The 25303-nt window shown below is 52.0% G+C and carries 25 protein-coding genes; 12 read left to right on the top strand and 13 right to left on the bottom strand.

All coding sequences use genetic code 11. From position 1 onward, the window contains the following. The 3 genes from NNO08_RS02290 to tdh form a co-directional block, all read left to right on the top strand. The coding region (locus NNO08_RS02290) for a glycosyltransferase (protein ID WP_271456103.1) at nt 1–926 on the top strand (926 nt) is incomplete at its 5' end. 140 nt (nt 927–1066) lie between these two features. After that, complete coding sequence (kbl, locus tag NNO08_RS02285; RefSeq protein ID WP_271440348.1) at nt 1067–2263, top strand: glycine C-acetyltransferase; 1197 nt, start codon at nt 1067–1069, stop codon at nt 2261–2263. 9 nt (nt 2264–2272) lie between these two features. Then, complete coding sequence (gene tdh, locus NNO08_RS02280) at nt 2273–3298, top strand: L-threonine 3-dehydrogenase (protein ID WP_271456102.1); 1026 nt, start codon at nt 2273–2275, stop codon at nt 3296–3298. 67 nt (nt 3299–3365) lie between these two features. On the opposite strand, the gene rfaY is transcribed toward tdh, so the two are convergent. Continuing rightward, complete coding sequence (gene rfaY, locus NNO08_RS02275; protein ID WP_271456101.1) at nt 3366–4052, bottom strand: lipopolysaccharide core heptose(II) kinase RfaY; 687 nt, start codon at nt 4050–4052, stop codon at nt 3366–3368. 247 nt (nt 4053–4299) lie between these two features. On the opposite strand from rfaY, the gene NNO08_RS02270 reads away from it, so the two are divergent. Continuing rightward, nucleotides 4300–5334, top strand: coding sequence for a glycosyltransferase (locus NNO08_RS02270; RefSeq protein WP_271456100.1), 1035 nt, complete (start codon nt 4300–4302; stop codon nt 5332–5334). Here the strand turns inward: NNO08_RS02270 and NNO08_RS02265 are convergent. From NNO08_RS02265 to gpmM, 3 genes are read right to left on the bottom strand one after another with little or no spacing between them, the layout of a single operon-like run. Then, nucleotides 5321–6292, bottom strand: a complete 972-nt coding sequence (locus tag NNO08_RS02265; protein WP_271456099.1) for a divergent polysaccharide deacetylase family protein — start codon at nt 6290–6292, stop codon at nt 5321–5323. The two genes, NNO08_RS02270 and NNO08_RS02265, sit on opposite strands and share 14 nt — an antisense overlap. Before the next feature lie 3 nt (nt 6293–6295). Further along, entirely contained in the window at nt 6296–7555 is a 1260-nt protein-coding gene (gene envC, locus NNO08_RS02260; protein ID WP_271456106.1) for a murein hydrolase activator EnvC, read from the bottom strand. A 33-nt stretch (nt 7556–7588) separates the two neighbouring features. Beyond that, on the bottom strand, nt 7589–9133 hold the full coding sequence (gpmM, locus tag NNO08_RS02255; protein ID WP_271448763.1) for a 2,3-bisphosphoglycerate-independent phosphoglycerate mutase: 1545 nt from the start codon (nt 9131–9133) through the stop codon (nt 7589–7591). Between the two features lie 249 nt (nt 9134–9382). Between gpmM and NNO08_RS02250 the strand changes: the two genes are divergently transcribed. The 5 genes from NNO08_RS02250 to cysE all read left to right on the top strand — a co-directional run bounded on the left by NNO08_RS02250 (nt 9383) and on the right by cysE (nt 12550). Beyond that, nucleotides 9383–9814, top strand: coding sequence for a rhodanese-like domain-containing protein (locus NNO08_RS02250; protein WP_005120473.1), 432 nt, complete (start codon nt 9383–9385; stop codon nt 9812–9814). A gap of 52 nt (nt 9815–9866) precedes the next feature. Continuing rightward, nucleotides 9867–10118, top strand: coding sequence for a glutaredoxin 3 (grxC, locus tag NNO08_RS02245; RefSeq protein ID WP_003024152.1), 252 nt, complete (start codon nt 9867–9869; stop codon nt 10116–10118). A 45-nt stretch (nt 10119–10163) separates the two neighbouring features. Then, a complete protein-coding gene (gene secB, locus NNO08_RS02240) occupies nt 10164–10631 on the top strand; it encodes a protein-export chaperone SecB (protein ID WP_003024155.1) in 468 nt (155 codons plus the stop codon). Continuing rightward, nucleotides 10631–11650 carry an NAD(P)H-dependent glycerol-3-phosphate dehydrogenase gene (gene gpsA, locus NNO08_RS02235; protein ID WP_137382092.1) on the top strand — a complete coding sequence of 340 codons (1020 nt, stop codon included), beginning with the start codon at nt 10631–10633 and terminating at the stop codon, nt 11648–11650. Before secB ends, gpsA begins: the two co-directional genes overlap by 1 nt. Before the next feature lie 78 nt (nt 11651–11728). After that, complete coding sequence (gene cysE / locus NNO08_RS02230) at nt 11729–12550, top strand: serine O-acetyltransferase (protein ID WP_003024160.1); 822 nt, start codon at nt 11729–11731, stop codon at nt 12548–12550. Nucleotides 12551–12635: 85 nt separating this feature from the next. On the opposite strand, the gene trmL is transcribed toward cysE, so the two are convergent. From trmL to NNO08_RS02200, 6 genes are all read right to left on the bottom strand, one after another. Further along, the gene (trmL, locus tag NNO08_RS02225) at nt 12636–13109 is read right to left on the bottom strand and encodes a tRNA (uridine(34)/cytosine(34)/5-carboxymethylaminomethyluridine(34)-2'-O)-methyltransferase TrmL (RefSeq protein ID WP_003827329.1); all 474 of its coding nucleotides are present in this window, start codon (nt 13107–13109) and stop codon (nt 12636–12638) included. A 46-nt stretch (nt 13110–13155) separates the two neighbouring features. Next, complete coding sequence (locus NNO08_RS02220) at nt 13156–14496, bottom strand: MFS transporter (RefSeq protein ID WP_271456098.1); 1341 nt, start codon at nt 14494–14496, stop codon at nt 13156–13158. Between the two features lie 198 nt (nt 14497–14694). Then, a complete protein-coding gene (lldD, locus tag NNO08_RS02215) occupies nt 14695–15885 on the bottom strand; it encodes a quinone-dependent L-lactate dehydrogenase (RefSeq protein WP_271456097.1) in 1191 nt (396 codons plus the stop codon). Next, nucleotides 15882–16658, bottom strand: a complete 777-nt coding sequence (gene lldR, locus NNO08_RS02210; RefSeq protein WP_271456096.1) for a transcriptional regulator LldR — start codon at nt 16656–16658, stop codon at nt 15882–15884. Before lldR ends, lldD begins: the two co-directional genes overlap by 4 nt. Beyond that, complete coding sequence (lldP, locus tag NNO08_RS02205) at nt 16655–18310, bottom strand: L-lactate permease (protein ID WP_271440356.1); 1656 nt, start codon at nt 18308–18310, stop codon at nt 16655–16657. The genes lldR and lldP overlap by 4 nt, the downstream gene beginning before the upstream one ends. Nucleotides 18311–18572: 262 nt before the next feature. Further along, nucleotides 18573–18935 (bottom strand): YibL family ribosome-associated protein, encoded by a 363-nt coding sequence (locus tag NNO08_RS02200; protein WP_271456095.1) that lies wholly within the window; start codon nt 18933–18935, stop codon nt 18573–18575. Between the two features lie 292 nt (nt 18936–19227). On the opposite strand from NNO08_RS02200, the gene NNO08_RS02195 reads away from it, so the two are divergent. Continuing rightward, nucleotides 19228–19434, top strand: coding sequence for a hypothetical protein (locus NNO08_RS02195; RefSeq protein ID WP_271440360.1), 207 nt, complete (start codon nt 19228–19230; stop codon nt 19432–19434). An 11-nt stretch (nt 19435–19445) separates the two neighbouring features. Here the strand turns inward: NNO08_RS02195 and mtlR are convergent, their stop codons facing one another. From mtlR to mtlA, 3 genes are all read right to left on the bottom strand, one after another. Next, nucleotides 19446–20036: a mannitol operon repressor MtlR gene (gene mtlR, locus NNO08_RS02190; RefSeq protein WP_271440361.1), complete on the bottom strand. Its 591-nt coding sequence runs from the start codon at nt 20034–20036 to the stop codon at nt 19446–19448. Further along, a complete protein-coding gene (mtlD, locus tag NNO08_RS02185) occupies nt 20033–21181 on the bottom strand; it encodes a mannitol-1-phosphate 5-dehydrogenase (RefSeq protein WP_271456094.1) in 1149 nt (382 codons plus the stop codon). Before mtlD ends, mtlR begins: the two co-directional genes overlap by 4 nt. Before the next feature lie 138 nt (nt 21182–21319). Further along, a complete protein-coding gene (gene mtlA / locus NNO08_RS02180; protein ID WP_202037423.1) occupies nt 21320–23233 on the bottom strand; it encodes a PTS mannitol transporter subunit IICBA in 1914 nt (637 codons plus the stop codon). A 530-nt stretch (nt 23234–23763) separates the two neighbouring features. Between mtlA and NNO08_RS02175 the strand changes: the two genes are divergently transcribed. Both NNO08_RS02175 and NNO08_RS02170 read left to right on the top strand, forming a co-directional pair. After that, entirely contained in the window at nt 23764–24126 is a 363-nt protein-coding gene (locus NNO08_RS02175) for a DUF3302 domain-containing protein (protein WP_271448755.1), read from the top strand. A 2-nt stretch (nt 24127–24128) separates the two neighbouring features. Beyond that, nucleotides 24129–25265, top strand: a complete 1137-nt coding sequence (locus NNO08_RS02170; protein WP_137382079.1) for an HlyD family secretion protein — start codon at nt 24129–24131, stop codon at nt 25263–25265. The last annotated feature ends 38 nt before the right edge of the window (nt 25266–25303 follow it).

Raw genomic sequence — 25303 nt, 5'->3', positions numbered from 1 at the left:
GACTAAGTTTTGCTTATGGTTTGCGAAAAATTATACATCAGGAAAGTCCTGATGTAATTATATCCCTGGATACGCTTTCATGTTATATCAGTCACGTTGCAAGAAAATATACAAGCAAGCAGGTTAAAATATTTTCATGGTTTCACTTCTCTATTTTTAACTTCTACAAAAATAATTACAAGAAAAAAATCAAGTACATTAATAAAGCTGACTATCATCTTTCAATTAGCTCTGGGATAACTCAGCAACTCATTGAGATGGGAATAGAAAAAAGCACTATTGCAACGATTTACAATCCCGTTGCGCGATGCGATATCCGTATCCCTACCCCAGAGAAGCATGCCCGGTTTGTGTATGTAGGCAGGGTTGTAGCAGATGGACAGAAAAATGTACGTAGTCTTTTCAACGGGTTGGCTAAACTAAAAGGGAAGTGGTCCTTAGATATTGTCGGCACCGGCCCGGATGTTGATACCTTAACGGCATTAGCTGAAACGTTGGGGATTAGCGAAAAAATTCACTGGCATGGTTGGCAGAAATCACCGTGGGAATATATTCAAAATACGCTGAAAAATATCACCTGCCTGCTGCTAACTTCCCATTTTGAAGGTTTCGTTATGGTTCTGGTTGAAGCCAGCGCTCACGGTGTTTATGCCATTAGCTCTGATTGTGAAACGGGGCCTGCAGACATTATCAAAGAAGGGATAAACGGTAATTTATACCCGACTGATGAACCAGAAAAATTTGTTTCCTTGCTGCAGGAAATCGTTGATGGCAAAGCGTTGCCTGCCGGCGAGCAGATTCAGCAGGCGATTGAGGAATTCTACGAAGACAACTATATCATTAAGGTTAATAAGGCCTTTGCTATGGCAGGATTTACTCTGGCACCGTCATCAGCGTCTCAGGTCATTGATGACGGAACAACGTAAGCCAGGCCTGTCATTCCTGAAAGGTTATGTGGGTACACGTGATTTATGCTGCATTTTAGACAAGTCATGATGAGTCATCTCGTACAAACCTATAGCATTGGGTAATATGTGCTGAAATTTGCCCAGTCTGGAGAATTGCAATGCGTGGGAATTTTTATAAGCAGTTAACGAACGATCTGGAAACCGCACGCGCGGAAGGGTTGTTTAAAGAAGAGCGCATTATTACGTCTGCTCAGCAGGCTGATATCACCGTGGCTGACGGAAGCCATGTTATTAACTTTTGTGCGAACAACTACTTAGGGCTGGCTAACCACCCGGAACTGATTGCAGCGGCAAAAGCGGGTATGGATTCTCACGGATTTGGTATGGCCTCGGTGCGCTTTATTTGTGGCACTCAGGACACCCATAAGCACCTGGAGCAAAAACTGGCTGCGTTCCTGGGTATGGAAGATGCCATTCTTTACTCTTCCTGCTTTGACGCCAACGGCGGCCTGTTCGAAACGCTGCTGGGAGCAGAAGATGCCATTATCTCTGATGCCCTGAACCACGCCTCTATTATCGATGGTGTGCGCCTGTGCAAAGCGAAGCGTTTCCGCTATGCCAACAACGATATGCAGGAACTGGAAGCGCGCCTGAAAGAAGCGCGTGAAGCAGGTGCCCGCCACGTATTGATCGCCACCGATGGTGTGTTCTCTATGGATGGCGTTATCGCTAACCTGAAAGGCGTATGCGATCTGGCAGACAAATATGATGCGCTGGTGATGGTAGATGATTCCCACGCGGTAGGCTTTGTGGGTGAGAACGGCCGTGGCTCTCATGAGTATTGCGACGTGATGGGTCGTGTGGACATCATCACCGGCACGCTGGGCAAAGCACTCGGTGGCGCATCGGGTGGTTACACTGCGGCACGTAAAGAAGTTGTTGAGTGGCTGCGTCAACGTTCTCGTCCGTATCTGTTCTCTAACTCACTGGCTCCGGCAATTGTTGCTGCTTCCATTAAGGTGCTGGAGATGGTTGAGGCGGGTAGTGACCTGCGCGATCGTCTGTGGGCGAATGCGCGTCAATTCCGTGAGCAAATGTCCGCAGCAGGCTTCACGCTGGCAGGGGCCGATCACGCGATTATTCCGGTAATGCTGGGTGATGCGGTTGTTGCACAGGCGTTTGCCCGCGAACTGCAAAAAGAGGGGATTTACGTTACTGGATTCTTTTATCCAGTGGTTCCAAAAGGCCAGGCGCGTATTCGTACCCAGATGTCTGCGGCACATACCCCTGAGCAGATTACGCGTGCTGTCGACGCGTTCACACGCATTGGTAAACAACTGGGCGTAATTGCCTGAGGATGTGAAATGAAAGCGTTATCCAAACTGAAAGCGGAAGAAGGCATTTGGATGACCGACGTTCCTGAACCGGAAGTCGGCCATAACGATTTGCTGATTAAAATCCGTAAAACAGCCATCTGCGGGACTGACGTTCACATTTATAACTGGGATGAGTGGTCGCAAAAAACCATCCCGGTTCCAATGGTTGTAGGGCATGAATATGTCGGTGAAGTTGTTGGCATCGGCCAGGAAGTTAAAGGCTTCAAAATCGGCGATCGCGTTTCTGGTGAAGGCCATATTTCTTGCGGACATTGCCGTAACTGCCGCGGTGGCCGTACTCACCTGTGCCGCAATACGACCGGTGTCGGCGTAAACCGTCCAGGCTGTTTTGCTCAATACCTGGTGATCCCGGCGTTTAACGCCTTTAAAATCCCGGACAATATCTCCGATGATTTAGCTTCCATATTCGATCCATTCGGTAACGCGGTACACACGGCGCTGTCATTTGATTTGGTTGGCGAAGATGTGCTGGTTTCCGGTGCGGGTCCGATTGGTATTATGGCTGCCGCGGTAGCGAAGCACGTTGGTGCACGCCACGTAGTGATTACCGATGTTAATGAGTACCGTCTGGAGCTGGCGCGTAAAATGGGTATTACCCGCGCAGTCAACGTCTCGAAAGAGAATCTGACCGACGTGATGGCTGAACTGGGGATGACCGAAGGGTTTGATGTGGGCCTGGAGATGTCCGGAGCGCCGCCAGCGTTCCGCACCATGCTGGACACCATGAACCACGGTGGCCGTATTGCCATGCTGGGGATCCCGCCATCAGACATGTCGATAGACTGGACGAAAGTTATCTTTAAAGGTCTGTTTATTAAAGGTATCTATGGTCGCGAAATGTTTGAAACCTGGTACAAGATGGCGGCACTGATCCAGTCCGGTCTTGATCTGTCGCCGATCATTACCCATCGATTCTCGATTGATGAGTTCCAGCAGGGCTTTGATGCCATGCGTTCAGGCCAGTCCGGGAAAGTGATCCTGAGCTGGGATTGAATGCGCAACGTGCATTCAATGTTAATTATGGCCAGATATCGCTATCTGGCCGTATAAATCATAAATTTTATTTACCGCGGATCTTCCTGGATAACGATCTTATATTTTCTTTAAGCAGGATAAGTTTATAAATTAACCCTCTGCCTTTAACGTTAATATTATATTTTCGTTGTAATGCCAGAATGTCATTTGCCTGACAAACCTTCATATTTCCCTTACAGGACAGGTCAATAATCCTTAACTCACCCGTTGGCGTGCGAATGAAATTCCCTGGGTGAATATCATTTGATGCCAGTCCTGCCTTGTGAAGACGCAGCACGCATTGCTTTACCTCGTCAGCATTCTGCTGGTTAATTTCCCTTAAAGGAACCCCTTCAATATATTCATGAATGGTATAAACATCATGACACTGGCGAAAACGTGTTTTCTCAGCAGCATAATAGAGATCGGCAGTACAGATGCGCATTTCCGGCGGGAGCCTGTCCAGTTTCCTGATCAGCCGGGAATAGAAAGGGCCGGAGGTAAAGTTCTGTAATTTTTTCTCAAATCGTGGATCAACTTCACGGTCGTTTTTGATGATAAATTTTTGCGAGTTGTACTCGACCAACTCCACGCTGCGCAATGCGTTACCACTGCTCAGCGGTTTGCCACTGATTTCTTTCTTTATATACTTATTCATCAGTGACTTAAGGTCTTTTTTGGTCTCTTTGCAATAGACCGTATAACCTTTTTCGTGTGTCTTACTGATGGCCATCTTTTCCCTCAATATCAGCCTATAGAGTACGTTAATTCATAGGGATAGAGTATACAGGTTGTGCACCCCGATATGTAGACGATCTGAGCTATCATCAACCTGCTAAACGCAGGCGTGGCAGGGTATCTTTCTCAAATCGGACGCTTTCGCTGCAGCGTTTCTGCCCATAAATACGTTCTAACCTTAATAATTCCTTAATGAAACTGTAGTAAAAGTCATCAGCGTAATGACAAACCTGGGTTAGCTGATGAGAAACCGCACAAGTATGTTGAGTGTTATTATTCCGTTGTATAACGTGGGTGATAGTTTTCGGGATTGCATGGAATCGTTGATCGCACAGACATGGACTGCGCTAGAGATCATCATTGTGAATGATGGTTCAACGGATAACTCTGTTGATATTGCACAACATTATGCGGATAACTATTCCCACGTGCGGTTGTTGCATCAGGCTAACGCAGGGGCATCCGTAGCGCGTAACCGTGGCCTGGAAGCGGCCAAAGGGGAATATGTTGCATTTGTCGATGCCGATGACCTGGTTTATCCCAATATGTACGAAACCCTGATGACCATGGCAATTCAGGATGATCTGGATTTAGCACAGTGTAATTCCGACTGGTGCATTCTCGAAACGGGACACACCTGGCAATCAATACCGACGGATCGTCTTCGGTCTACGGGAGTGTTGACCGGCCCTGACTGGTTACGTATGGCGTTGGCTTCACGCCGCTGGACACATGTGGTGTGGATGGGAATTTATCGCCGGGATGTTATTGAGAAAAATAAAATAACGTTTATTCCGGGGTTACATCACCAGGATATTGTCTGGACGACGGAGTTTATGTTTAACGCTGTACGCGTGCGATATACCGAACAATCTTTATATAAATACTTCTTACATGATCAATCAATCAGCCGTCTTAAACGACAAGGTTTAAAAAATCTCAACTACCAGCGGCACTATATTAAAATTACGCGATTATTGGATAGGCTGAATCGTGAATATGCCGATCGGATTACTATTTATCCGGAATTTCATCAGCAAGTTACCTATGAAGCATTGCGCGTATGCCATGCAGTCCGTAAAGAACAGGATGTGCATATTCGTCAGCGTATGATCGCAGAGATTTTTGTCTCTGGTATGTATAAGCGCATGATAACTAACGTACGCAGTGCCAAAGTATTGTACCAGGCACTGCTATGGTCATTCCGTCTATGGAAATGGCGTGATAAAACATCAACGCCTTCGCGTATTGCCCGAAAAGCGCTTAATCTACGTTAGCATTCATGGTGCTGGGTGAAGATGTGTTCCCCCAGCCTTGCCACTGCAGTCTCATATATTGCACCAGCGTGCTTTGTGTGATGCTTTCCCCTAGCACGCTAAAGAATCGGTTGGCGTAAACCGGCTCCAGAGGTTGCTTCGGTTTGCACAGTTTCACCCCACGGAAAGGATTACGAGGCGCATCTGGCGTACCGCTTCTCGGTGGAGTGAGATTAGGCCTGGAGGTATCGACCTGCGGCTCATTGAGCAGACTGCTCGGACGAACCAGCGTAATATCGGCTGGCAGGCTATACAGCATCTGCTGCAATACGCGTACCGTCGAAGGGTGAGGGTGCCCGATGGCAATCGCTGATCCGTTACGGCGAGCAAGATCGACTGCACGATTAAACTGACGGCGAATATCCGCTTCGTTTTGTGTATCGTCGAGGAAGACTTTGCGTTTGATGACCTTCACCCCGGTTCCTGCCGCTGCGCGCAGGGCCTGGCTGTTGCCGATGGTCATACTGTCGAGGAAGTAGAGGTCGTAGCGTTCCAGAGCTTGCATCACTTTCTGCATGCCGAACAGGCTGGACGTCATCGCACTCCCCATGTGGTTGTTCAGTCCCACTGCATACGGCACTTTGCTTACCGCGTCGCGAATAATCCGTTCAATTTCTTCGCTGCTCATCTCCGGGCGTAACGTGTCTTTCTCCAGCGGTTGCTTGCTCAGTGGAGCCATCGGTAGATGGATCAACACTTCATGTCCACTGTTATGCGCTTTAGTCGCCATTTCACGTGCATGTGGCGCGTTTGGCAGAACGGCAACGGAGACAGTGGAAGGCATTGCCAGCACCTGGTTTTCCGTTTGCGGACGATAACCGAAATCATCAATGACGATAGCAAGTTTGCCGGCGAAAACAGGTGTTGCGAGTGCCAGCAGGCTGGCGAGTGAGAGCAAAGTACGACGAAACTGAGGCAAAACTTATCTTCCCAACCACGGCTGTGGATTGACCGCCTGACCCTGGCGACGAATTTCGAAATAGAGTGCTGGCCTGCCCTGACCACCGCTGCTACCCACAAGTGCAATAGGCTGCCCGGCGCGAACCTGCGTACCCACGCTGACCAATGCGCTTTGGTTGTAACCGTACAGGCTCATATCGCCTTTACCGTGTTCAACCACGACGACCAGTCCATAGCCCTGCAACCAGTCTGCCAGAATGACGCGACCATCGGCGATGGCTTTGACTTCGGTACCTTCGGAGGCACCAATAACCATCCCTTTCCAACGTAGCTCACCTTGCAGCTGTTCGCCATAGCGATGTAGTGTTGGACCACGAACGGGCCAGAACGCCTGGCCGCGTGGTGAGCCCAACCCGCCGGTACGAGACATCAGTGATTTCTCGCTTTCGGTTGGCTTATAGGTCGAGCCTTTGCGTGATGCTTCCTGCTGCTTATCACGCACAGCTTGCGCCTCACGTGCTTCACGCTCTGCGCGGGCTTTCGCGGCGGCTTCTGCTCGCGCAATACTGTTGCGCAGACGGGATTCGTTGGCTCGCATCTCGCCTAACTGCTGCTGACCCTGCTGAATGGATGATTCCAGGCCCGCGAGCGTTTTTTGACGTTCATTACGCGCCTGCTCGAGTTTTGCCTGCTGAGCACGCTGTTCGTACAGCAGCGTCTGCTGTTCGCTTTGCTTATCTTCCAGCTCGGCTTTTTGCGAATCGACCTCTTCGCGGGTTTGCTTCAGCTGTGCGATAGTCTCCTGGCGCGCCTGGTTCAGATAGCCGAAATAGGCCTGCAGGCGTTGTCCGCGCTGAGTCTCTTCACCGCTGAGGATCAACTGAATACCAGTATGTTCACCCTGGCGAAATGCAGCATCTAATTGGGCGGCCAGACTGCGCTCTTGCGCTGCCCGCTGCTTTTCCAGCTTCGCGAGCGCGGCGTTCATCTCAGCGATTTGTGCGTTCAGCTGTGCCAGTGAGTTTTGCGTTTCGCGCAGTTGCCTTGCGGCGACGGCGATAGCCTGTTCCTGAGCTTTAAGCTGAGCAAGGAGGGTGGCGCGTTGTTGTTGCTGTTGGCGTACCGCGCGTTCTTTTGCCGCGATATCGGCCTGAATTGATTTGAGCTGATCGCGTTCGTCCGCGTGGGCGGAAAAGGCGCACAGCAATACGCCAGCGCTAAGCGCGCTGGCGTAGAACAAGGGCCTGACTGAAAACTTTGGCAGTTTCACGGCCCATGTGATGGTATTAATCGCCTTTCCCCTCATGGGGAGGGATTATTCCACGATGAACAGCGGCTTACCAGTCATCTCTTGCGGGATTTCCATACCCATCAGCGTCAGCATCGTCGGGGCGATATCCGAAAGTTTACCGCCTTCGACTGCTTTGACGTTTTTGTCACCAACATAAATCAGTGGAACCGGCAGGTTGGTATGCGCGGTATGTGCCTGACCGGTAGACGGATCGCGCATCTGCTCAGCGTTACCGTGGTCTGCGGTGATCAGCAGTTGGCCGCCAACGGATTCAACAGCTTTAGTCACTTGCTCAACGCAGTGATCCAGCGCTTCAACCGCTTTAACCGCCGCTTCCATCACCCCGGTATGGCCAACCATGTCGCCGTTCGGGTAGTTACAGATGATGGTATCGTATTTACCGCTTTCAATCGCAGCAACCAGCTTCTCAGTCAGTTCTGCAGAGCTCATTTCTGGCTGCAGGTCGTAGGTGGCGACTTTTGGCGAGTTGATCAGGATGCGGTCTTCGCCTTTGAACGGTTCTTCTACACCGCCATTAAAGAAGAAGGTCACGTGCGCGTATTTTTCTGTTTCAGAAATACGCAGCTGGGTTTTGTCATTCTTCGCCATCCACTCACCAAGGGTGTTGGCCAGAGACGCTGGTGGGTAAGCTACCGCGGTTTTGATGTCGGCTGCGTATTCAGTGAGCATCACAAAGTTGAGGTTGACAACTTTTTTACGTGCGAAGCCATCGAAATCAGCGTTTACAAACGCACGGGTAATTTCACGCGCACGGTCAGCACGGAAGTTCATGAAAATCAGCGTATCTCCGTCTTCCATTGCGGCATCAGCCTGGCCTTCAGCGCGGATCACGGTCGCTTTTACGAATTCGTCGTTTTCGTCGCGAGCATAGGCAGCCTGCAGACCTGCTACTGCGGTATCGGCCTGGAATTCACCTTGTGCCAGCGTCATCAGGTCATAAGCCTGCTCAACGCGATCCCAACGGTTGTCGCGGTCCATGGCGTAGTAACGACCGATGATGGACGCTACACGGCCTTTACCCAGTGCGGCAAATTTCTCTTCGAATTTCTGCAGTGAGTGTTCAGCACTGCGCGGCGGGGTATCACGGCCATCAAGGAAAGCGTGCAGATAGATTTTTTCTGCGCCGCGCTCAGCGGCCAGTTCAACCATCGCCATGATGTGATCTTCGTGGCTGTGTACGCCACCGGCAGACAGCAGGCCCATGATGTGTACCGCTTTGCCGGCATTTTTTGCCTGGTCAACTGCGGCGGTCAGCACCGGGTTAGCGAAGAAAGTCCGTTCTTTAATTTCTACATCCAGACGGGTCAGATCCTGATACACGATGCGGCCCGCGCCCAGGTTAACGTGACCCACTTCGGAGTTACCCATCTGGCGATCGGGCAGGCCGACTTCCAGGCCAGACGCATCAATCAGAGTATGCGGACGTTTTGCCCACAGGGCATCCATTACCGGGGTTTTGGCATTAAAAATAGCGTTATCCTGGCTGTCTTCACGATAGCCGTAGCCATCCAGAATCACCAGTACCATAGGCTTTTTAGAAACCGACATTGCGACAACCTCACACTTAATAGATAAAAAATAATTGCGTAATTTTACTACAGCTGAATCGATAAAGTAGCCCCAGAAGATCAAATAATCGACCAGAGCGGTTCGGGTAGGGGGGCGATTTGTGTTTTTTTTTCCGTAGCGCCCCGCAAAAATGCAATCCAATGCATGCTCTGGCTGTATTTGCGCCAACGCGCAGGTATACTCCTTTCCTGGTTTTTTTAATCACTGAGTCGGGAGTTGTTACCCCCCATGCAAGAAATTATGCAATTTGTTAGCCGCCACCCTGTCTTGAGTATCGCCTGGATTGCGTTACTGGCGGCGGTATTGTTTACCACGTTTAAGAGCCTGACCTCAAAAGTGAAGGTAATTACACGCGGCGAAGCGACACGTCTAATCAATAAAGAAGATGCGGTGATTGTGGATTTACGTCAGCGCGACGACTTCCGCAAAGGTCATATCGCAGGCTCCACGAACCTGCTGCCGAGCGAAATTAAAGCCAATAATTTTGGCGAGCTGGAAAAACACAAAAACAAACCTGTTATTGTGGTTGATGGCTCAGGCATGCAGTGCCAGGATTCCGCAACTGCGCTGATTAAAGCCGGTTTTGAACAGGTATCTGTACTGAAAGACGGCGTAGCGGGCTGGAGTGGCGAGAATCTGCCACTGGTTCGCGGCAAGTAATTTACCCGTCTTCTTTCGTACCGCAGGGTAAAAAGAACACTGGAGATAAGTCATGGCCAATATTGAGATCTATACCAAAGCAACCTGCCCGTTTTGCCATCGCGCAAAGGCGCTGTTGAACAGTAAGGGTGTGAGTTTCCAGGAACTTCCGATTGACGGCGATGCCGTGAAGCGTGAAGAGATGATCAAGCGCAGTGGCCGTACGACGGTTCCGCAGATTTTTATTGATGCACAGCACATTGGCGGTTGTGACGACTTGTATGCGTTGGATGCGCGTGGTGGACTGGATCCCCTGCTGCGTTAAGGCGTACCGAAGTATTTAAAGGACAACACTAAGGGTTTTCTAAACATGTCAGAACAAAATAACACTGAAATGGCTTTCCAGATCCAACGTATTTATACCAAGGATGTGTCTTTCGAAGCGCCAAATGCACCGCATGTTTTCCAGAAAGATTGGCAGCCAGAGGTTAAACTGGATCTTGATACCGCATCTACCCAACTGGCAGATGATGTGTATGAAGTAGTGCTGCGTGTCACCGTTACGGCTTCTCTGGGCGAAGAAACTGCGTTCCTGTGCGAAGTTCAGCAGGGCGGTATTTTCTCCATCAGTGGTATTGAAGGGACTCAGATGGCGCATTGCCTGGGTGCATACTGCCCGAACATCCTGTTCCCGTATGCCCGCGAATGCATCACTAGCCTGGTTTCACGCGGTACGTTCCCGCAACTGAACCTTGCGCCGGTCAACTTTGATGCGCTGTTCATGAACTATTTACAGCAGCAGGCTGGCGAAGGTACTGAAGAACATCAGGATGCCTGATGAACCAAAGTAATGCTTCAATGACTGTGATTGGTGCCGGCTCGTACGGCACCGCTCTTGCTATCACCCTGGCAAGAAACGGCCACCAGGTTGTCCTGTGGGGCCACGATCCAAAACATATTGCGACCCTTGAGCACGATCGCTGCAACGTCGCGTTCCTCCCTGATGTGCCTTTTCCCGAAACGCTGCGCCTGGAAAGTGATTTAGCTACTGCGCTGGCCGCCAGCCGTAATATTCTGGTGGTGGTGCCGAGCCATGTCTTTGGTGAAGTGCTACGCAAGATTAAACCGTTGATGCGTGCCGACGCGCGACTGGTTTGGGCGACAAAAGGACTGGAAGCAGAAACGGGACGCCTGTTACAGGATGTCGCGCGTGAAGCGCTGGGGGATGAAATCCCGCTGGCCGTTATCTCCGGTCCAACATTTGCTAAAGAACTGGCGGCGGGCATGCCGACGGCGATTTCTCTGGCCTCAACGGACGAGACCTTTGCTGACGATCTTCAGCAGTTACTGCACTGTGGCAAAAGCTTCCGCGTCTACAGCAACCCGGATTTCATTGGCGTGCAGCTTGGTGGCGCGGTGAAAAACGTGATTGCGATTGGCGCGGGGATGTCTGACGGCATCGGCTTTGGTGCAAACGCACGAACGGCATTGATCACCCGTGGGCTTACCGAAATGTCGCGGCTTGGTGCGGCGCTGGGCGCTGATCCTGCCACCTTTATGGGGATGGCAGGTTTAGGCGATCTGGTGCTGACCTGTACCGACAACCAGTCGCGTAACCGTCGTTTTGGCATGATGCTCGGTCAGGGTATGGATGTGCAGGGCGCGCAGGACAAGATTGGTCAGGTAGTTGAAGGCTACCGTAATACAAAAGAAGTTCGTGAGTTGGCGCACCGTTTTGGTGTCGAAATGCCAATAACCGAGGAAATTTATCAAGTATTGTATTGCGGAAAAAACGCGCGCGAGGCAGCATTGACGTTACTAGGTCGTGCACGCAAGGACGAGCTGAGTCGCCACTAGCTGCAAGGAAACTGTTGAATATAACGACCCGACCCGCGAAGAACGGGTCGGTCGTTTTGCTACCTTCTGGAGTACGCAATGCCGTGTGAAGAACTGGATATTGTCTGGAAAAATATTAAAGCGGAAGCCCGGGCACTGGCGGAATGTGAGCCAATGCTGGCCAGTTTTTACCACGCAACGCTGCTCAAGCATGAGAATCTCGGCAGTGCGCTGAGCTATATGCTGGCGAACAAACTTGCTTCTCCGATCATGCCCGCCATTGCGATTCGCGAAGTTGTGGAAGAGGCTTATGCGGCCGATCCTGAAATGATTGCCTCGGCGGCCTGCGATATCCAGGCTGTGCGCACGCGTGACCCGGCAGTCGATAAATATTCCACCCCACTTCTGTACCTGAAAGGCTTCCATGCGCTGCAGGCCTACCGCATCGGCCACTGGCTATGGCATCAGGGGCGTCAGGCATTGGCGATCTTCCTGCAAAATCAGGTCTCTGTTACCTTCCAGGTGGATATCCACCCGGCGGCAAAAATTGGTCGCGGTATTATGCTCGACCACGCTACAGGCATTGTCGTGGGTGAAACGGCGGTCATTGAAAACGACGTATCTATTCTGCAATCCGTCACGCTTGGCGGGACCGGTAAAGCAGGCGGCGACCGTCATCCGAAAATTCGTGAAGGCGTGATGATTGGCGCTGGCGCGAAAATCCTTGGCAATATCGAGGTTGGACGTGGGGCGAAGATTGGCGCAGGCTCTGTCGTTCTCCAGCCTGTACCGCCGCACACTACCGCCGCAGGCGTTCCGGCGCGTATTGTCGGCAAGCCCGACAGCGATAAACCGTCCATGGATATGGATCAGCATTTCAATGGGATACACCATACGTTCGAATACGGCGATGGCATCTGATTTCGAGCTATGCCCGGAGGTGCAGTGCTTACCGGGCCGACAAACCTCGTAGGTCGGATAAGGCGCTAGCCGCATCCGACTAAAATCAACTACGTAATACCGCGCCAGGATACCCCAACTGGCGCCAGGCCTCATACACCACCACCGACACAGCATTTGACAGGTTCATGCTGCGGCTGTCCGGCATCATCGGAATACGAATTTTTTGTTCGGCAGGCAAGGCATCAAGAATGCTGGCTGGAAGACCGCGCGTTTCCGGGCCAAACATCAGGTAATCACCATCCTGATAGCTTACCGCACTGTGTGCAGGCGTACCTTTGGTCGTCAGGGCGAACAGACGTTGTGGATTTTCTGCGGCGACGAAGGCGGCATAATCAGGGTGGCGCAGCACGGCGGTAAACTCATGGTAATCCAGCCCCGCGCGACGCAGGCGCTTGTCGTCCCAGGTAAAGCCCATTGGCTCAATGATATGCAGACGAAAACCGGTATTGGCGCAAAGGCGAATGATATTACCGGTGTTTGGCGGGATTTCTGGTTCAAATAATACGATGTTAAGCATACTGCCCCCTTAATAGCGGGGGGCAGAATAGCAGAAAGAGCGGGTACTATGCGACGGTCAGCGCGTGCGGTTTATAGCGTTGCAGCTTGTAAATCGTTGCGGCAGCCGCGACCAGCGCCGGAAGGCTGAGGAACATTAAGATACTGTCTGCCTGCCATTGCAGGGAAAGCAGCTGGGCGCTCATCATCGTTCCGGCTACACCACCGAAGCGGCCCACGCCCTGCATCCAGGCAATGCCCGTTGCGCGGCAATGGGTTGGATAAAACGTTGCGGCCAGCGTCTGCAGTCCGGACTGTGCGCCGTTCATGGTAATCCCCATCAGGAAGATCAGTGCGCCGAACAGGACGATGTGGTTATGCTCAAAGCCGAGCGCGAGGGCAAACAGCATCGTCAGCATAAAGCCGAGTGAAACCACTTTGTGTGCTTCCCAGCGATCCATCAACCAGCCGGCCAGCAGGATCCCTGCCGTGCCACCGAAGGTGAATAGTGATGTCAGCCAGGCGGACTCTGCCAGCGGGTAGCCCATTCCCAGCATCAGCGTTGGCATCCAACTGAGCAGTACGTAATAGATCACCAGCCCCATAAAGTAGGTCATCCACAGCATCAGCGTGCCCGGTAGCCAGGGCATACTGAATAGCTGCGCTACGCTGCCTTTTTTCACCGCCACCCGATCTTCTTCCAGGTAAAACTGGGTGACCTGCTCCAGGCTCCCAGACATAAAGCGTTGGGCTATGCGTTTGATTTGCGCGATCTCTTTGCCACGGTGAACCAAATACTTCACCGATTCTGGCAGGAACAGTACCAATAAAACGGTGAGTGCCAGCGGGGCGATTGCACCAGCCAGCAGTACGCTGTGCCAGCCGTAGCTGGGAATGAGCCAGGAGGAGATAACTCCGCCACCCGCAGCACCAAGAGGGAAGCCGCAGTACATGGTATTAATGGCCATTGAACGGCAGCGTTTGGGCGCAAATTCTGAGACCAGTGTGATGGCGTTTGGCATTGCTGCGCCAAGTCCAAGGCCGGTGAGGAACCGCCAGAACGTTAACATATTTAGCGTCTCGGCATACGCTGTACCCAGACTGGCGAGTCCAAAGAACAGGCAGGAAAAGACCAGTACGCGCTTACGGCCCATACGATCGGAAATCGGTCCGGCTAATAATGCGCCAAATGAGAGTCCCAATAGCGCGGCACTCAATACTGGCCCAAGATCTTGTTTCTTGATACCCCAGTCGGCAGAGAGCGTGGGGGCAATGTAACCCATTGCCGCCGTATCGAAGCCGTCAATGGCTAAAACCAGAAAGCCCAGGACAATAATGACCCAGTGAAACCGTGAAAAACGACTGTCATCTATCGCCTGCTGGATATTCACTTTACCGGAATAAGCCATGTCACCCTCGCCCGTTATGATGGTTGTTATCGGTATAAATTACCCTTGTATTAGCTTGTATATACATTTGGCAGGTGGATAAAAAGTTGTCAAATATATTGGTTGTAAATGTTAACTGGTCGTTATTTTTTTGAATAAAAAATGGTCGGGCTGAAAACAGGCCGACCATGCAGAAAACGCAATTTACGGGAGAGAGTGTTACGCAGCGCTACCCTGAGCCAGAGGAGCCAATGCAGCAGGCAAGCTCTTACCCAGCTCCTGCACCAGAGAATCGCGGCTGATTTCGCTAATCGATTTCGCGCCAGTCAGCGTCATTGCCACTTTCATCTCTTTTTCGATCAGGTTCAGCAGATTCGCCACACCAGCCTGTCCGTGTGTCGCCAACGCGTACAGGTAAGCTCGCCCCAGCAGCACGCTATCCGCGCCCAGCGCAATCATACGCACGACGTCCAGACCGTTACGGATCCCGCTGTCGGCCAGGATAGCGATATCCCCTTTGACCGCATCGGCAATGGCGGGCAGCGCACGAGCAGAAGACAGTACACCATCCAACTGGCGACCACCGTGGTTAGAAACGACAATGCCATCCGCGCCAAAACGGACGGCATCGCGGGCATCTTCCGGATCGAGGATCCCTTTGATCACCATCGGGCCGTCCCAGAATTCACGGATCCACTCGAGGTCTTTCCAGGAAATCGACGGATCGAAATTATTCGCCAACCAGCCGATGTAATCCTCAAGGCCGGTAGGTTTTCCAAGATAAGTTGAGATATTGCCTAAATCATGCGGACGACCATTCAGACCAACGTCCCATGCCCACTGCGGATGCGTCACCGCTTGCCAGTAGCGACGCAGCGCGGCGTTAGGACCGCTCATACCCGAATGGGCGTCACGGTAGCGGGCACCCGGCGTGGGCATGTCGACAGTAAAGACCAGTGTGGAGCAGCCTGCCGCTTTGGCGCGCTCCAGGGCATTACGCATAAAGCCGCGATCGCGAAGGACGTACAGCTGGAACCACATTGGGCGTTTGATGGTCGGGGCGACTTCTTCAATCGGGCAGACGGAAACCGTAGAAAGCGTAAATGGAATACCTTTGGCGTCGGCGGCGGCGGCGGCTTGAACTTCACCCCTACGCGCATACATGCCACACAAACCGACCGGGGCTAATGCCACCGGCATCGACAATTTTTCGTTGAACAGGGTGGTTTCCAGACTAAGGTCGGACATGTTCTTCAGCACGCGCTGACGAAGTGCCACCTCCGATAAGTCTTCGACGTTACGGCGCAGAGTGCGCTCGGCATACGCGCCGCCATCAATGTAGTGGAACAAGAAAGGGGGCAAAATACGTTGGGCTGCGGCGCGATAGTCGCTGGCGGCTGAAATAATCATGTGTTGTTCTCCCGGCTAATCTCACCAGGGTCACCGGGCAGGCGGGTGATACGCGCCTGGCGGGCCTGGTCTTCATCAAATCGTTTAATCGTGGTGTGGACGAAACTAAGGTGCGCCATCATGGCCTTCCGTGCGCCGTCGGCATCCCCGGCAACGATGGCATCCAGTACGGCCTGATGTTGCTCCGTCAACTGTGAAAAGACGGGTGGTACCAGATACATACGTTGGCGGCTCTGTTTTACCGAAGACTGCAGGACGTCGAAGAAACCGCGCATAGTTTGTAGTAGCACCACGTTGTGCGACGCTTCGGCAATGGCGAGGTGAAAGCGCACGTCCGCTTGCGAAGCGAGATCGGGGTCTTCGCTTTGCGTGGCGTCGAAACAGAGTCTGATCTTCTCTTTGTCGGCGCTGGTGGCCCGCATGGCTGCGTGCCAGGCGGTACTGGCTTCGATGGCGTGACGGGCTTCCAGAATATCGAAACTGTAATCGGGATCGTCTGCCATCAGCGTTTTCAGCGGCTGAACGATGTTCTGTTCAGACCAGGCTTCATGCTGCCAGCGAACAAACGTCCCACCGCCACGGCGGCTAATCAGTACGCCTTCACTAACCAGCTTTGCTAACGCCTCGCGCAGCGAGTTGCGCGACACGCCCAGTTGTACGGCCAACTGGCGCTCAGCGGGCAACTTCATGCCCGCCTCCAGTTGTTGTTCTTCAATCAGCGCCCGCACACGAGATGCAACATCGTCTGACAGGCGTCTGGGCATCACTATCATGGAATCATCCAGGTTAAGACATAGGCCTGCAGGGTGGTGATCACACCCACCATGCAGGTGAAAATCAGGCTGTGTTTGACGGTGAAGCGGAACAGATCAGATTCTTTGCCAACCAGTCCCACTGCCGCACAGGCGATGGCGATAGACTGCGGAGAGATCATCTTGCCGGTTACGCCGCCAGTGGTATTTGCCGCTACCATCAGTACGTCAGAAACACCGATTTGCTGCGCCGCCGTTGCCTGTAGCGCTGCGAACAAGGCGTTTGACGAGGTATCAGAGCCCGTCAGGAATACCCCCAACCAGCCGAGGAACGGCGAGAAGAAAGTGAACGCGCTGCCCGTGTGAGCCAGTGCTAACGCCAGCGTTGAAGACAGCCCGGAGTAGTTAGAGATAAACGCGAATGCCAGTACCATCCCGATGGAGTAGATCGGCAGCGCCAGATCTTTCAGTGTGCTGCCAAAGGTCTGCAGAGCGGCAGAGGGTTTCATCTTCAGCCAAACGATAGACAGCAGGGCGGCAAACAGGATGGCGGTGCCGGTCGCTGAGAACCAGTCAAATTTGTACACTGCGGCATACGCTGTGGCTTCGTGTACCACCGGTGGCATACGGGCAACCAGCTTATCGAGGAACGGAACCGGAATGTTGACGACCCAGTGGTACATCGCCCCGCCAGGTGCAAACAGCGCTTTAAACGGCGGTACGCTCCACAGTGTGACGGTGGCGGTCAGGAACAGGAACGGAGACCAGGCGCGGATAATTTGCCCGGCGGTGTAGCGGGTGCGCGACAGGTCCATATCGACCTGCGAAGCGCCCATATCGCCAAAACGGAAGATGCGTACCGGCTGCCAGCGCTTCAGGAACAGCGTCAGACAGACCAGGGAAACCAGAGAAGAGATGATGTCCGGCAGTTCTGGCCCGATAAAGTTAGAGCTGAGGTACTGCGCGATAGCGAACGAACCGCCAGCGACCATTACCGCAGGCCAGGTTTCTTTCACGCCGCGCCAGCCATCCATAATCGCCATAATCCAGAACAGTACGATAATCGTCAGGAACGGCAGTTGGCGGCCAACCATCTGGCCAATCTCGAAGCTGTCCAGTCCGGTAACCTGACCGGCAACCAGAATCGGAATACCCATCGCGCCAAAGGCGACCGGCGCGGTATTCACGATCAGGCACAAGCCTGCTGCGTACAGCGGGTTAAAACCAAGACCCACCAGCAGTGCGGCGGTTATCGCCACCGGTGCACCAAAGCCCGCAGCCCCTTCGAGGAATGCCCCAAAGGAGAAACCGACAATCAGCATTTGCAGACGCTGGTCGGGGGTAATGGAGAGTATTGATGAGCGGATGATGTCGAACTGCCCGGTTTTAACCGAGATTTTATAGACGAATACCGCGGCGATGATTATCCAGGCAATTGGCCACAGACCATAAAAGAAGCCGTACACCACCGAGGCCAAAGCGTGATCGACCGGCATTTTGTAGAACAACAGGGCGACCGCCAGAGCGATCACCACCGTCCAGGACGCCGCAACATAACCTTTCAGTTTGAGCTTAATCAGGGCGAAGAAAAAGAACAGGATAGGTAGCGATGCTATCAGGCTGGAAAGCCAGATGTTACCGGCCGGGTCGTAGTTTTGTTGCCAGAGATTCATTGCAGGTCTCCTGAGGGCCTTCAACATAATGGAATGAGTCTTTGCTCATCTCTTCGTCACATTATGTGTAAAAGTGGCCCTGCCAATATTGTTGTGTAGGGATAATGACAACGAATGGTTAACCAGATGTTATTTATTGGCAACGGTATTGTAGGCTAATTTTAACGAAATGTGAGGGGGTATTCGGATCTGGTGATAATTGGTAGGGCCAATTAGCGGGGGAAGTACAGGGCCGGGCAAGCGGAAGCTGCCCGGCAGGCGATTAGAACTCGCTCTTCGCGAAGCCTGTCATCTCTTTCAGGCCCATTTCACGGCCCAGTTCGGTCATTGGGTGGACAACAATCAGGCCGCGCACGCTTTTCTTCAGCTTACCCATGTCTGCTTGTTCTTTTTTGGTGATGGCGCGACGGAACGGAAGTTTCGTCAGCTTTTGCGCTTCTTTGCTCAGCTTCTTACCATGCACTTCACGCAGACGCGCAATCTCTGCTTCCAGCGTTTCTTTCTCTTTTTCCAGCTCGGCATATTTGTCGGCGGCTTCAACCAGCGACAGGTCAGCCTGCTGGTGGCGGATAGCGTCCAGACGATCGCTGAGACGTTTAATTTCGTTTTTTTCGACTTCTTTCATAGGATAGCTTCTGATAAAAATAGGATGAATATCCTATAGTATGCGCGCAGAGCGGGATTATTCACAACTAATCGAAGATAAATAATCAAATACCGCAAGTATTACTCCGCTAATGATAATGCTAGTGTTTTGATTAATATGGAATTTTAAGCGATAAGATCGGTGGCGGTGCTTTTTATTTGCGGGTTTATAGTGAAGCACGTTTTCCTCAATATAATCGCCCACCTGATCCTAAACTTAAATCATCGACTGCGTAGGCCGTACGCGGAGAATACATGGAGGATTGGTCATCATGGCGAAAATAGGTGAGAACGTTTCTATTCTTATTGATAAAACTATCGATTTTATGGCTTCAAGCCAGGCTTTCCGCGAGTATTTGAATAAAACACCGCCGCGCAACGTTGTCCCTTCTGAAGTGCCGCAAGAGAATGCCGAGCTGTATCTGCAACGCCTGGCGTACTATCGACAGCTGTATCGGCCACAGCAGGAAGGGAAGTAAAGCGCTCCGCTTTATTTTTGAAAGGCTTTTTTTAAGCTGATTTTAGAAATCAGCTCGGTCAAGGAAAGCACCATCGTGGAGCGTACCATTTGCTGGTAGCGCTGGATTTGCATGGCGTGCAGACCCGAGTCTGAGGTATCAAACTGTGGTGGTGGCGGGAGCGCCGTCACGCAGTGCAGCTCACCAAATGGCCCAAGAATTTCGTCATCGGTGAACGCATATTCATTGCCGTCGTGATTTAACTCTTCACGCAGTGCCATCAACAGTTCCGCATCTTCATATTCCGGACGACTGAGTACGCCCAGACCGTAGATTAGCTTCAAACGAACCGAAAGATCGCCCAGCGGGCCATCGCCGTCGAGTAACGGTTCTACGGCATATTTCACCGCATAGTCGTCTTTGCGAAATACCTGAAGCACCAGGATATTCACCGCCTCGGTGAGTAATTCTACGGCGGTGATGAGGAAGCTGCGTACGGTTTTGCCAGCATTCAGACGCTCAAGCACACGATTTTCAAAGGCCTGTGTTTGTTCCATTATTGCCTGCATATCTGACAATCTGTCATGTCGGCGCAGGATGACCTGCGCCGTATTCTGTATCATTTGGTTGCGTTATATGCGTTAACCGCCTCCGCAACCACATCACTGTTGGCATCCAGTCCGGACACTTGCGCCAGCGCGGCCTGTGGGCCTTTTTCGTCAATCAGTGCAGCCAGTTCCTGCGCCTGCGGATCTTCTGCACTGCGATAATGCATCGCAGCGGCAATACCCTGAACCAGATTAACGTGCGGCAGACCATATTCCAGCGTGCCCAGCAGGGGTTTAATCAGACGGTCGCCTGCGCTCAGTTTACGCAGCGGCTGACGGCCAACGCGCTCAACGTCATCTTTCAGGTACGGGTTTTCAAAACGACCGAGGATTTTCTGAATGTATGCCGCATGTTTTGCTGCATCAAAGCCATAGCGTTTGATCAGTACCGCGCCGCTCTCTTCCATTGCACCTTTTACCACTGCGCGGATTTTCTCGTCGAGAATCGCGTCACGGATGGTCTGATGACCGGTCAATTTTCCGAGGTACGCGGTTATAGCATGCCCGGTGTTCAGCGTGAAGAGTTTACGTTCGACAAATGCCATCAGGTTATCAGTTAATTCCATTCCTGGGATGTTTGGCAATTCGCCTTTGAACTGCGTTTGGTCGACAATCCACTCACTGAAGGTTTCCACGGTCACTTCCAGCGGATCGTGGGTCGCAGAAGCAGATGGCGGTACGATGCGATCCACGGCGGAATCGACAAAACCAACATGTTCTTCAACCCAGGCTTTGTCTTCATCTGCCAGCGCGTTCATCACGTGGCCTTTCAACTGTGTGGTTCCGCGCACCATGTTTTCACAGGCGATGATATTCAGCGGAGTGGTGATGCCCTGAGCTTTGCGTTTGCCCAGCCCTTTGGCGATGGCCGGTGCGATACGCTCAAGCACAACCGGACCCACAGCCGTGGTGATTAAATCAACGTGGGCAATCAGTTCGACGACATCATCACCGATGCTGCTAACGGCGTTGACGCCTGAAACAGTATCGACCTGCTCGTTTTCACCGACTACATGAACCTGATAGCTATGACGGGCATTCAGGGCATCAAGGACTACCTGATTTACATCCGCAAAGGTGAGTTGTATCCCCGCGTCAGCCAGCAGTTTGCCGATAAAGCCACGACCGATATTACCTGCGCCAAAATGTAATGCTTTCATAGTATTAACCTTCATTAATGTTTTTACCCAAGAGGGCTGGGGTGAGGGACCGCATAGATTTCCCCTCAACCTAACCCTCTCCTTTGCGGAGAGGATTTTGTAGGCCCGGTAAGCGTGAGCGCCACCGGGCAATAACGCTTACTTACGACCTGCCAGCAGTTCCAGAACTTCATCCACGCTGGTGGTATGTGCCAGCCGTTCGATGACAGATTCATCATCCAGCGCGTTGGTCAGGCTGGTGATCACCTGGATGTGCTCATTGTTACGCGCAGCGATACCAATGACCAGGCGGGCAATATCATCTTCTTCTTCACCGAAGCGTACGCCTTCCGGGTACTGGCAGAACACGATACCCGTTTTCAGCACGCGATCTTTTGCTTCGATGGTGCCGTGCGGTACCGCAATGGACTCACCCAGGTAGGTAGAGGTCAGTTTTTCGCGGTCCAGCATTGCCTGGACGTATTCCGGCTCAACGTAGCCGCCTTTCACCAGTTGCTCACCGGCAAACAGAATGGCTTCTTCTTTGTTGGTGGCTTTACGGCCAAGGAAGATGTTCTCCGCACCCAGTTTGAACAGGTTGTTATCACCTTCATCAAAGCTGTCTTTCAGGTGATCGCGTACTTTTTCTTCGTTGACGTTGTGGCGTTGCGCCGCAACCAGACGCTCAGTCAGGCTGGTGTAAAGGCCGCTGTCGAGGAAGTTGGTTAGCGAAATGTGCTGAGCCTGCGGAACCTGGCGCATCGCACGTTCGGTCAGATCACGGTGAGTAATGACCAGATCCACATCCGGCGGCAGATTGTTAATTGCGCTGTTGGTAACGGAAATCTGCGACAGACCAGCATCCTGTACTTTCTTACGCAGTACGCCTGCACCCATGGCACTGGAACCCATACCAGCATCACAGGCGACGATGATTTTACGAACGTGGCTCAGGTCGTTGGTGACATCGCCAGCAGACAGCGGAGAAGCGCCTTTAGATTCTGCTTTCATGTCCTGCATACGACGGGTTGCCGCATCAATATCATCTTCTTCTTTCACTTTGCTGGTTTTCAGCAGAATCGCCGAGACCACAAAAGAGACCGCCATTGCCGCACAGATTGCCGCGATGTTAGCGAAGTAAGCCCCTTTCGGCGTCATTGCCAGCACGGCCAGGATTGAACCCGGAGAAGCCGGAGACACCAGACCACCGTTCAGGATTGTCAGGGTGAATACACCAGTCATACCGCCGAGGATAACGGCCAGGATCAGGCGTGGGTTCATCAGCACGTATGGGAAGTAAATTTCGTGAATACCACCCAGGAAGTGGATGATAGCCGCACCGCCCGCAGACTGTTTAGCGCTACCGCGACCGAAGAACATGTACGCCAGCAGAACACCCATACCCGGGCCTGGGTTTGCTTCAATCAGGAAGAAGATGGATTTACCCATCTCATGGGACTGCTGAATGCCCAGTGGTGAGAAAATACCGTGGTTGATGGCGTTGTTGAGGAACAGGATTTTCGCCGGTTCAACGAAGATAGACGCCAGCGGCAGCATGTCATGGACAACCATGAAGTTAACGCCGGCCGCCAGAATTTTGGACAGGGCTTCAACCAATGGGCCAATGCCGAGGAAGGCCAGAATGGCGAGGATCATACCGATGATGCCAGCGGAGAAGTTATTCACCAGCATCTCAAAACCGGATTTGATCTTACCGTCTACCCAGCCGTCGAAATGTTTGATTGCCCAACCGCCCAGCGGGCCTGCAATCATCGCACCGAGGAACATCGGCATATCAGCACCGACGATCACGCCCATGGTGGTAATCGCACCTACTACGCCGCCGCGTTCACCGCCTACCAGCTTACCACCGGTATAACCGATCAGCAGCGGCAGCAGATAGGTGATCATCGGGCCGACCAGCTTCGCCAGCGTTTCGTTCGGCAACCACCCTGTCGGAATGAATAATGCGGTGATAATACCCCACGCGATAAACGCGCCGATATTTGGCATCACCATGTTGCTGAGGAATCGACCAAAGCTTTGCACCTTGATCTTAATATCGGATGACATAAAAACACCCCTTCTTATGTTTGCTATCGCGCAGGCTGAAAGCCCGAGGTTTGTTAATGTAGCGGCAGGAGGTAGCCGGACCCTGTAGATACTGCGAAATCTGGCACTGAATCGTTCAACTGTCCAGTCGATGGCCTTTTATGTGACTTGTGTCACGTAAATATAGGGTGTGTGGCGTTAGTTAATGTGATTTTAATCACAAAATGTCGGTACAAAAAAACATCGGCACTCAGTAATTTGCTAAAAATGGCGATTAAATGTGAATTGGTTCACGTTTTGTAATTCACTGTTTGTTGGATTTTTGTGAAGTAGATCGCAAAGTATTTTCATTGGAGATTCCCTGGATGTGATCTTCAACAGCTTCTACCCTGGCACTTTTTTTCGCACAAGAGAGCAATTTCTCACCAGAAAAAATATTTATTTTGTGGTATGGCGAAAACCCCGATCTCCAGTTATGTTCAAAATATCAGCCAGGAAGCATACGGCTGCCGGCACAAAAAAACTCTAATTAGCGTGAATTCGAGGCAGGTATGTTTCTAAATTATTTCGCATTAGGCGTGCTGATCTTCGTTTTTCTGGTTCTGTTTTACGGAATCATTGCCATCCATGACATTCCCTACAACATGGCTAAAAAGCGTAACCACCCGCATGCGGAAGCCATTCATACCGCTGGGTGGGTAAGCCTGTTTACGCTGCATGTTATCTGGCCGTTTCTGTGGATCTGGGCCACGCTCTACCAGCCTGAAAAGGGCTGGGGGATGCAGTCACATGTCGCGCCGACCGGAAAGGAACAAGACCCTGAAATTGCCGCGCTGGCTGCGCGCATTACCCAGTTAGAACAAAGGCTGGCTGGGGAGAAAAAAACTGATGACTCCACTTTCCCGGAGATTTAATCATGGATTTGTTGATTGTTCTGACCTACGTGGCGTTTGCCTGGGCCATCTTCAAGATATTCCGTATTCCGGTAAACCAATGGACACTGGCGACTGCCGCATTAGGCGGGGTGTTTATTGTGGCGGGACTCATCTTATTAATGAACTATAACCACCCTTATACGTTTACCGCGCAAAAAGCCGTTATTTCAATTCCTATTACCCCGCAGGTCACGGGTATTGTGAGTGAGGTAACCGATAAAAATAACCAGCTGATTAAAAAAGGCGAAGTGCTTTTTAAGCTCGATCCGGTGCGTTATCAGGCGCGAGTCGACAGGCTACAGGCCGATCTGGTGACGGCCACGCATAATATTGAGACCTTAAAAGCGCAATTGTCTGAGGCGCAGGCCAATACCACGCGTGTTTCAGCCGAACGTGACCGTCTGTACAAAGATTATCAGCGCTACCTGAAAGGCAGCCAGGCGCGAGTCAATCCATTCTCTGAAAGCGATATCGATAATGCACGCCAGAACTACCTGGCACAGGATGCGCTGGTCAAAGCGTCGGTCGCTGAACAATCACAAATTCAAAGCCAGTTAGACAGCATGGTCAACGGTGAGCAATCACAGGTTGTTAGCCTGCGCGCGCAACTGACAGAGGCGAAATACAATCTGGATCAGACCGTGGTGCGGGCGCCCAGCAACGGTTACGTGACGCAGTTACTCATCCGACCGGGGACCTATGCAGCCGCTCTTCCGCTGCGACCCGTAATGGTATTTATACCTGAACAGAAACGGCAAATTGTGGCGCAGTTCCGCCAGAACTCTCTGCTCCGTCTGGAGCCGGGTGATGAAGCGGAGGTGGTGTTTAACGCGCTGCCGGGTCAGGTATTCACCGGTAAGCTGACCAGCATCCTGCCGGTTGTGCCGGGAGGGTCTTATCAGGCGCAGGGGGCATTGCAGTCCTTAACCGTTGTTCCGGGAACGGATGGTGTACTGGCGACGATTGAACTGGAACCGAATGCTGATGTAGATGCTTTACCTGATGGGATCTACGCACAGGTGGCGGTCTATTCCGACCATTTCGCCCACGTTTCGGTGATGCGTAAAGTGCTACTGCGTATGACCAGCTGGATGCATTATCTTTATTTAGATCATTGAGACCAGCATCACCTGCCATTTGTCGTGGCCTGAGCCAT

This window comes from Citrobacter sp. Igbk 17, assembly GCF_028069775.1.
In the GTDB taxonomy this organism is placed as follows: Bacteria; Pseudomonadota; Gammaproteobacteria; order Enterobacterales; family Enterobacteriaceae; genus Citrobacter.
Note: the sequence above shows the minus strand (reverse complement) of the source record. Positions and strands in the feature narration are given on the sequence as shown.

Bases quoted from the DNA above. Each gene is read 5' to 3' on its own strand.
- NNO08_RS02170 (WP_137382079.1), top strand. From the start codon at position 24,129: ATGGATTTGTTGATTGTTCTGACCTACGTGGCGTTTGCCTGGGCCATC.
- NNO08_RS02270 (WP_271456100.1), top strand. From the start codon at position 4,300: ATGAGAAACCGCACAAGTATGTTGAGTGTTATTATTCCGTTGTATAAC.
- grxC (WP_003024152.1), top strand. From the start codon at position 9,867: ATGGCCAATATTGAGATCTATACCAAAGCAACCTGCCCGTTTTGCCAT.
- cysE (WP_003024160.1), top strand. From the start codon at position 11,729: ATGCCGTGTGAAGAACTGGATATTGTCTGGAAAAATATTAAAGCGGAA.
- gpmM (WP_271448763.1), bottom strand. From the start codon at position 9,133: ATGTCGGTTTCTAAAAAGCCTATGGTACTGGTGATTCTGGATGGCTAC.
- tdh (WP_271456102.1), top strand. From the start codon at position 2,273: ATGAAAGCGTTATCCAAACTGAAAGCGGAAGAAGGCATTTGGATGACC.
- mtlD (WP_271456094.1), bottom strand. From the start codon at position 21,181: ATGAAAGCATTACATTTTGGCGCAGGTAATATCGGTCGTGGCTTTATC.
- NNO08_RS02175 (WP_271448755.1), top strand. From the start codon at position 23,764: ATGTTTCTAAATTATTTCGCATTAGGCGTGCTGATCTTCGTTTTTCTG.
- rfaY (WP_271456101.1), bottom strand. From the start codon at position 4,052: ATGGCCATCAGTAAGACACACGAAAAAGGTTATACGGTCTATTGCAAA.
- kbl (WP_271440348.1), top strand. From the start codon at position 1,067: ATGCGTGGGAATTTTTATAAGCAGTTAACGAACGATCTGGAAACCGCA.
- NNO08_RS02250 (WP_005120473.1), top strand. From the start codon at position 9,383: ATGCAAGAAATTATGCAATTTGTTAGCCGCCACCCTGTCTTGAGTATC.
- trmL (WP_003827329.1), bottom strand. From the start codon at position 13,109: ATGCTTAACATCGTATTATTTGAACCAGAAATCCCGCCAAACACCGGT.
- mtlA (WP_202037423.1), bottom strand. From the start codon at position 23,233: ATGTCATCCGATATTAAGATCAAGGTGCAAAGCTTTGGTCGATTCCTC.
- NNO08_RS02200 (WP_271456095.1), bottom strand. From the start codon at position 18,935: ATGAAAGAAGTCGAAAAAAACGAAATTAAACGTCTCAGCGATCGTCTG.
- gpsA (WP_137382092.1), top strand. From the start codon at position 10,631: ATGAACCAAAGTAATGCTTCAATGACTGTGATTGGTGCCGGCTCGTAC.
- NNO08_RS02195 (WP_271440360.1), top strand. From the start codon at position 19,228: ATGGCGAAAATAGGTGAGAACGTTTCTATTCTTATTGATAAAACTATC.
- NNO08_RS02220 (WP_271456098.1), bottom strand. From the start codon at position 14,496: ATGGCTTATTCCGGTAAAGTGAATATCCAGCAGGCGATAGATGACAGT.
- lldR (WP_271456096.1), bottom strand. From the start codon at position 16,658: ATGATAGTGATGCCCAGACGCCTGTCAGACGATGTTGCATCTCGTGTG.
- secB (WP_003024155.1), top strand. From the start codon at position 10,164: ATGTCAGAACAAAATAACACTGAAATGGCTTTCCAGATCCAACGTATT.
- lldP (WP_271440356.1), bottom strand. From the start codon at position 18,310: ATGAATCTCTGGCAACAAAACTACGACCCGGCCGGTAACATCTGGCTT.
- lldD (WP_271456097.1), bottom strand. From the start codon at position 15,885: ATGATTATTTCAGCCGCCAGCGACTATCGCGCCGCAGCCCAACGTATT.
- mtlR (WP_271440361.1), bottom strand. From the start codon at position 20,036: ATGATACAGAATACGGCGCAGGTCATCCTGCGCCGACATGACAGATTG.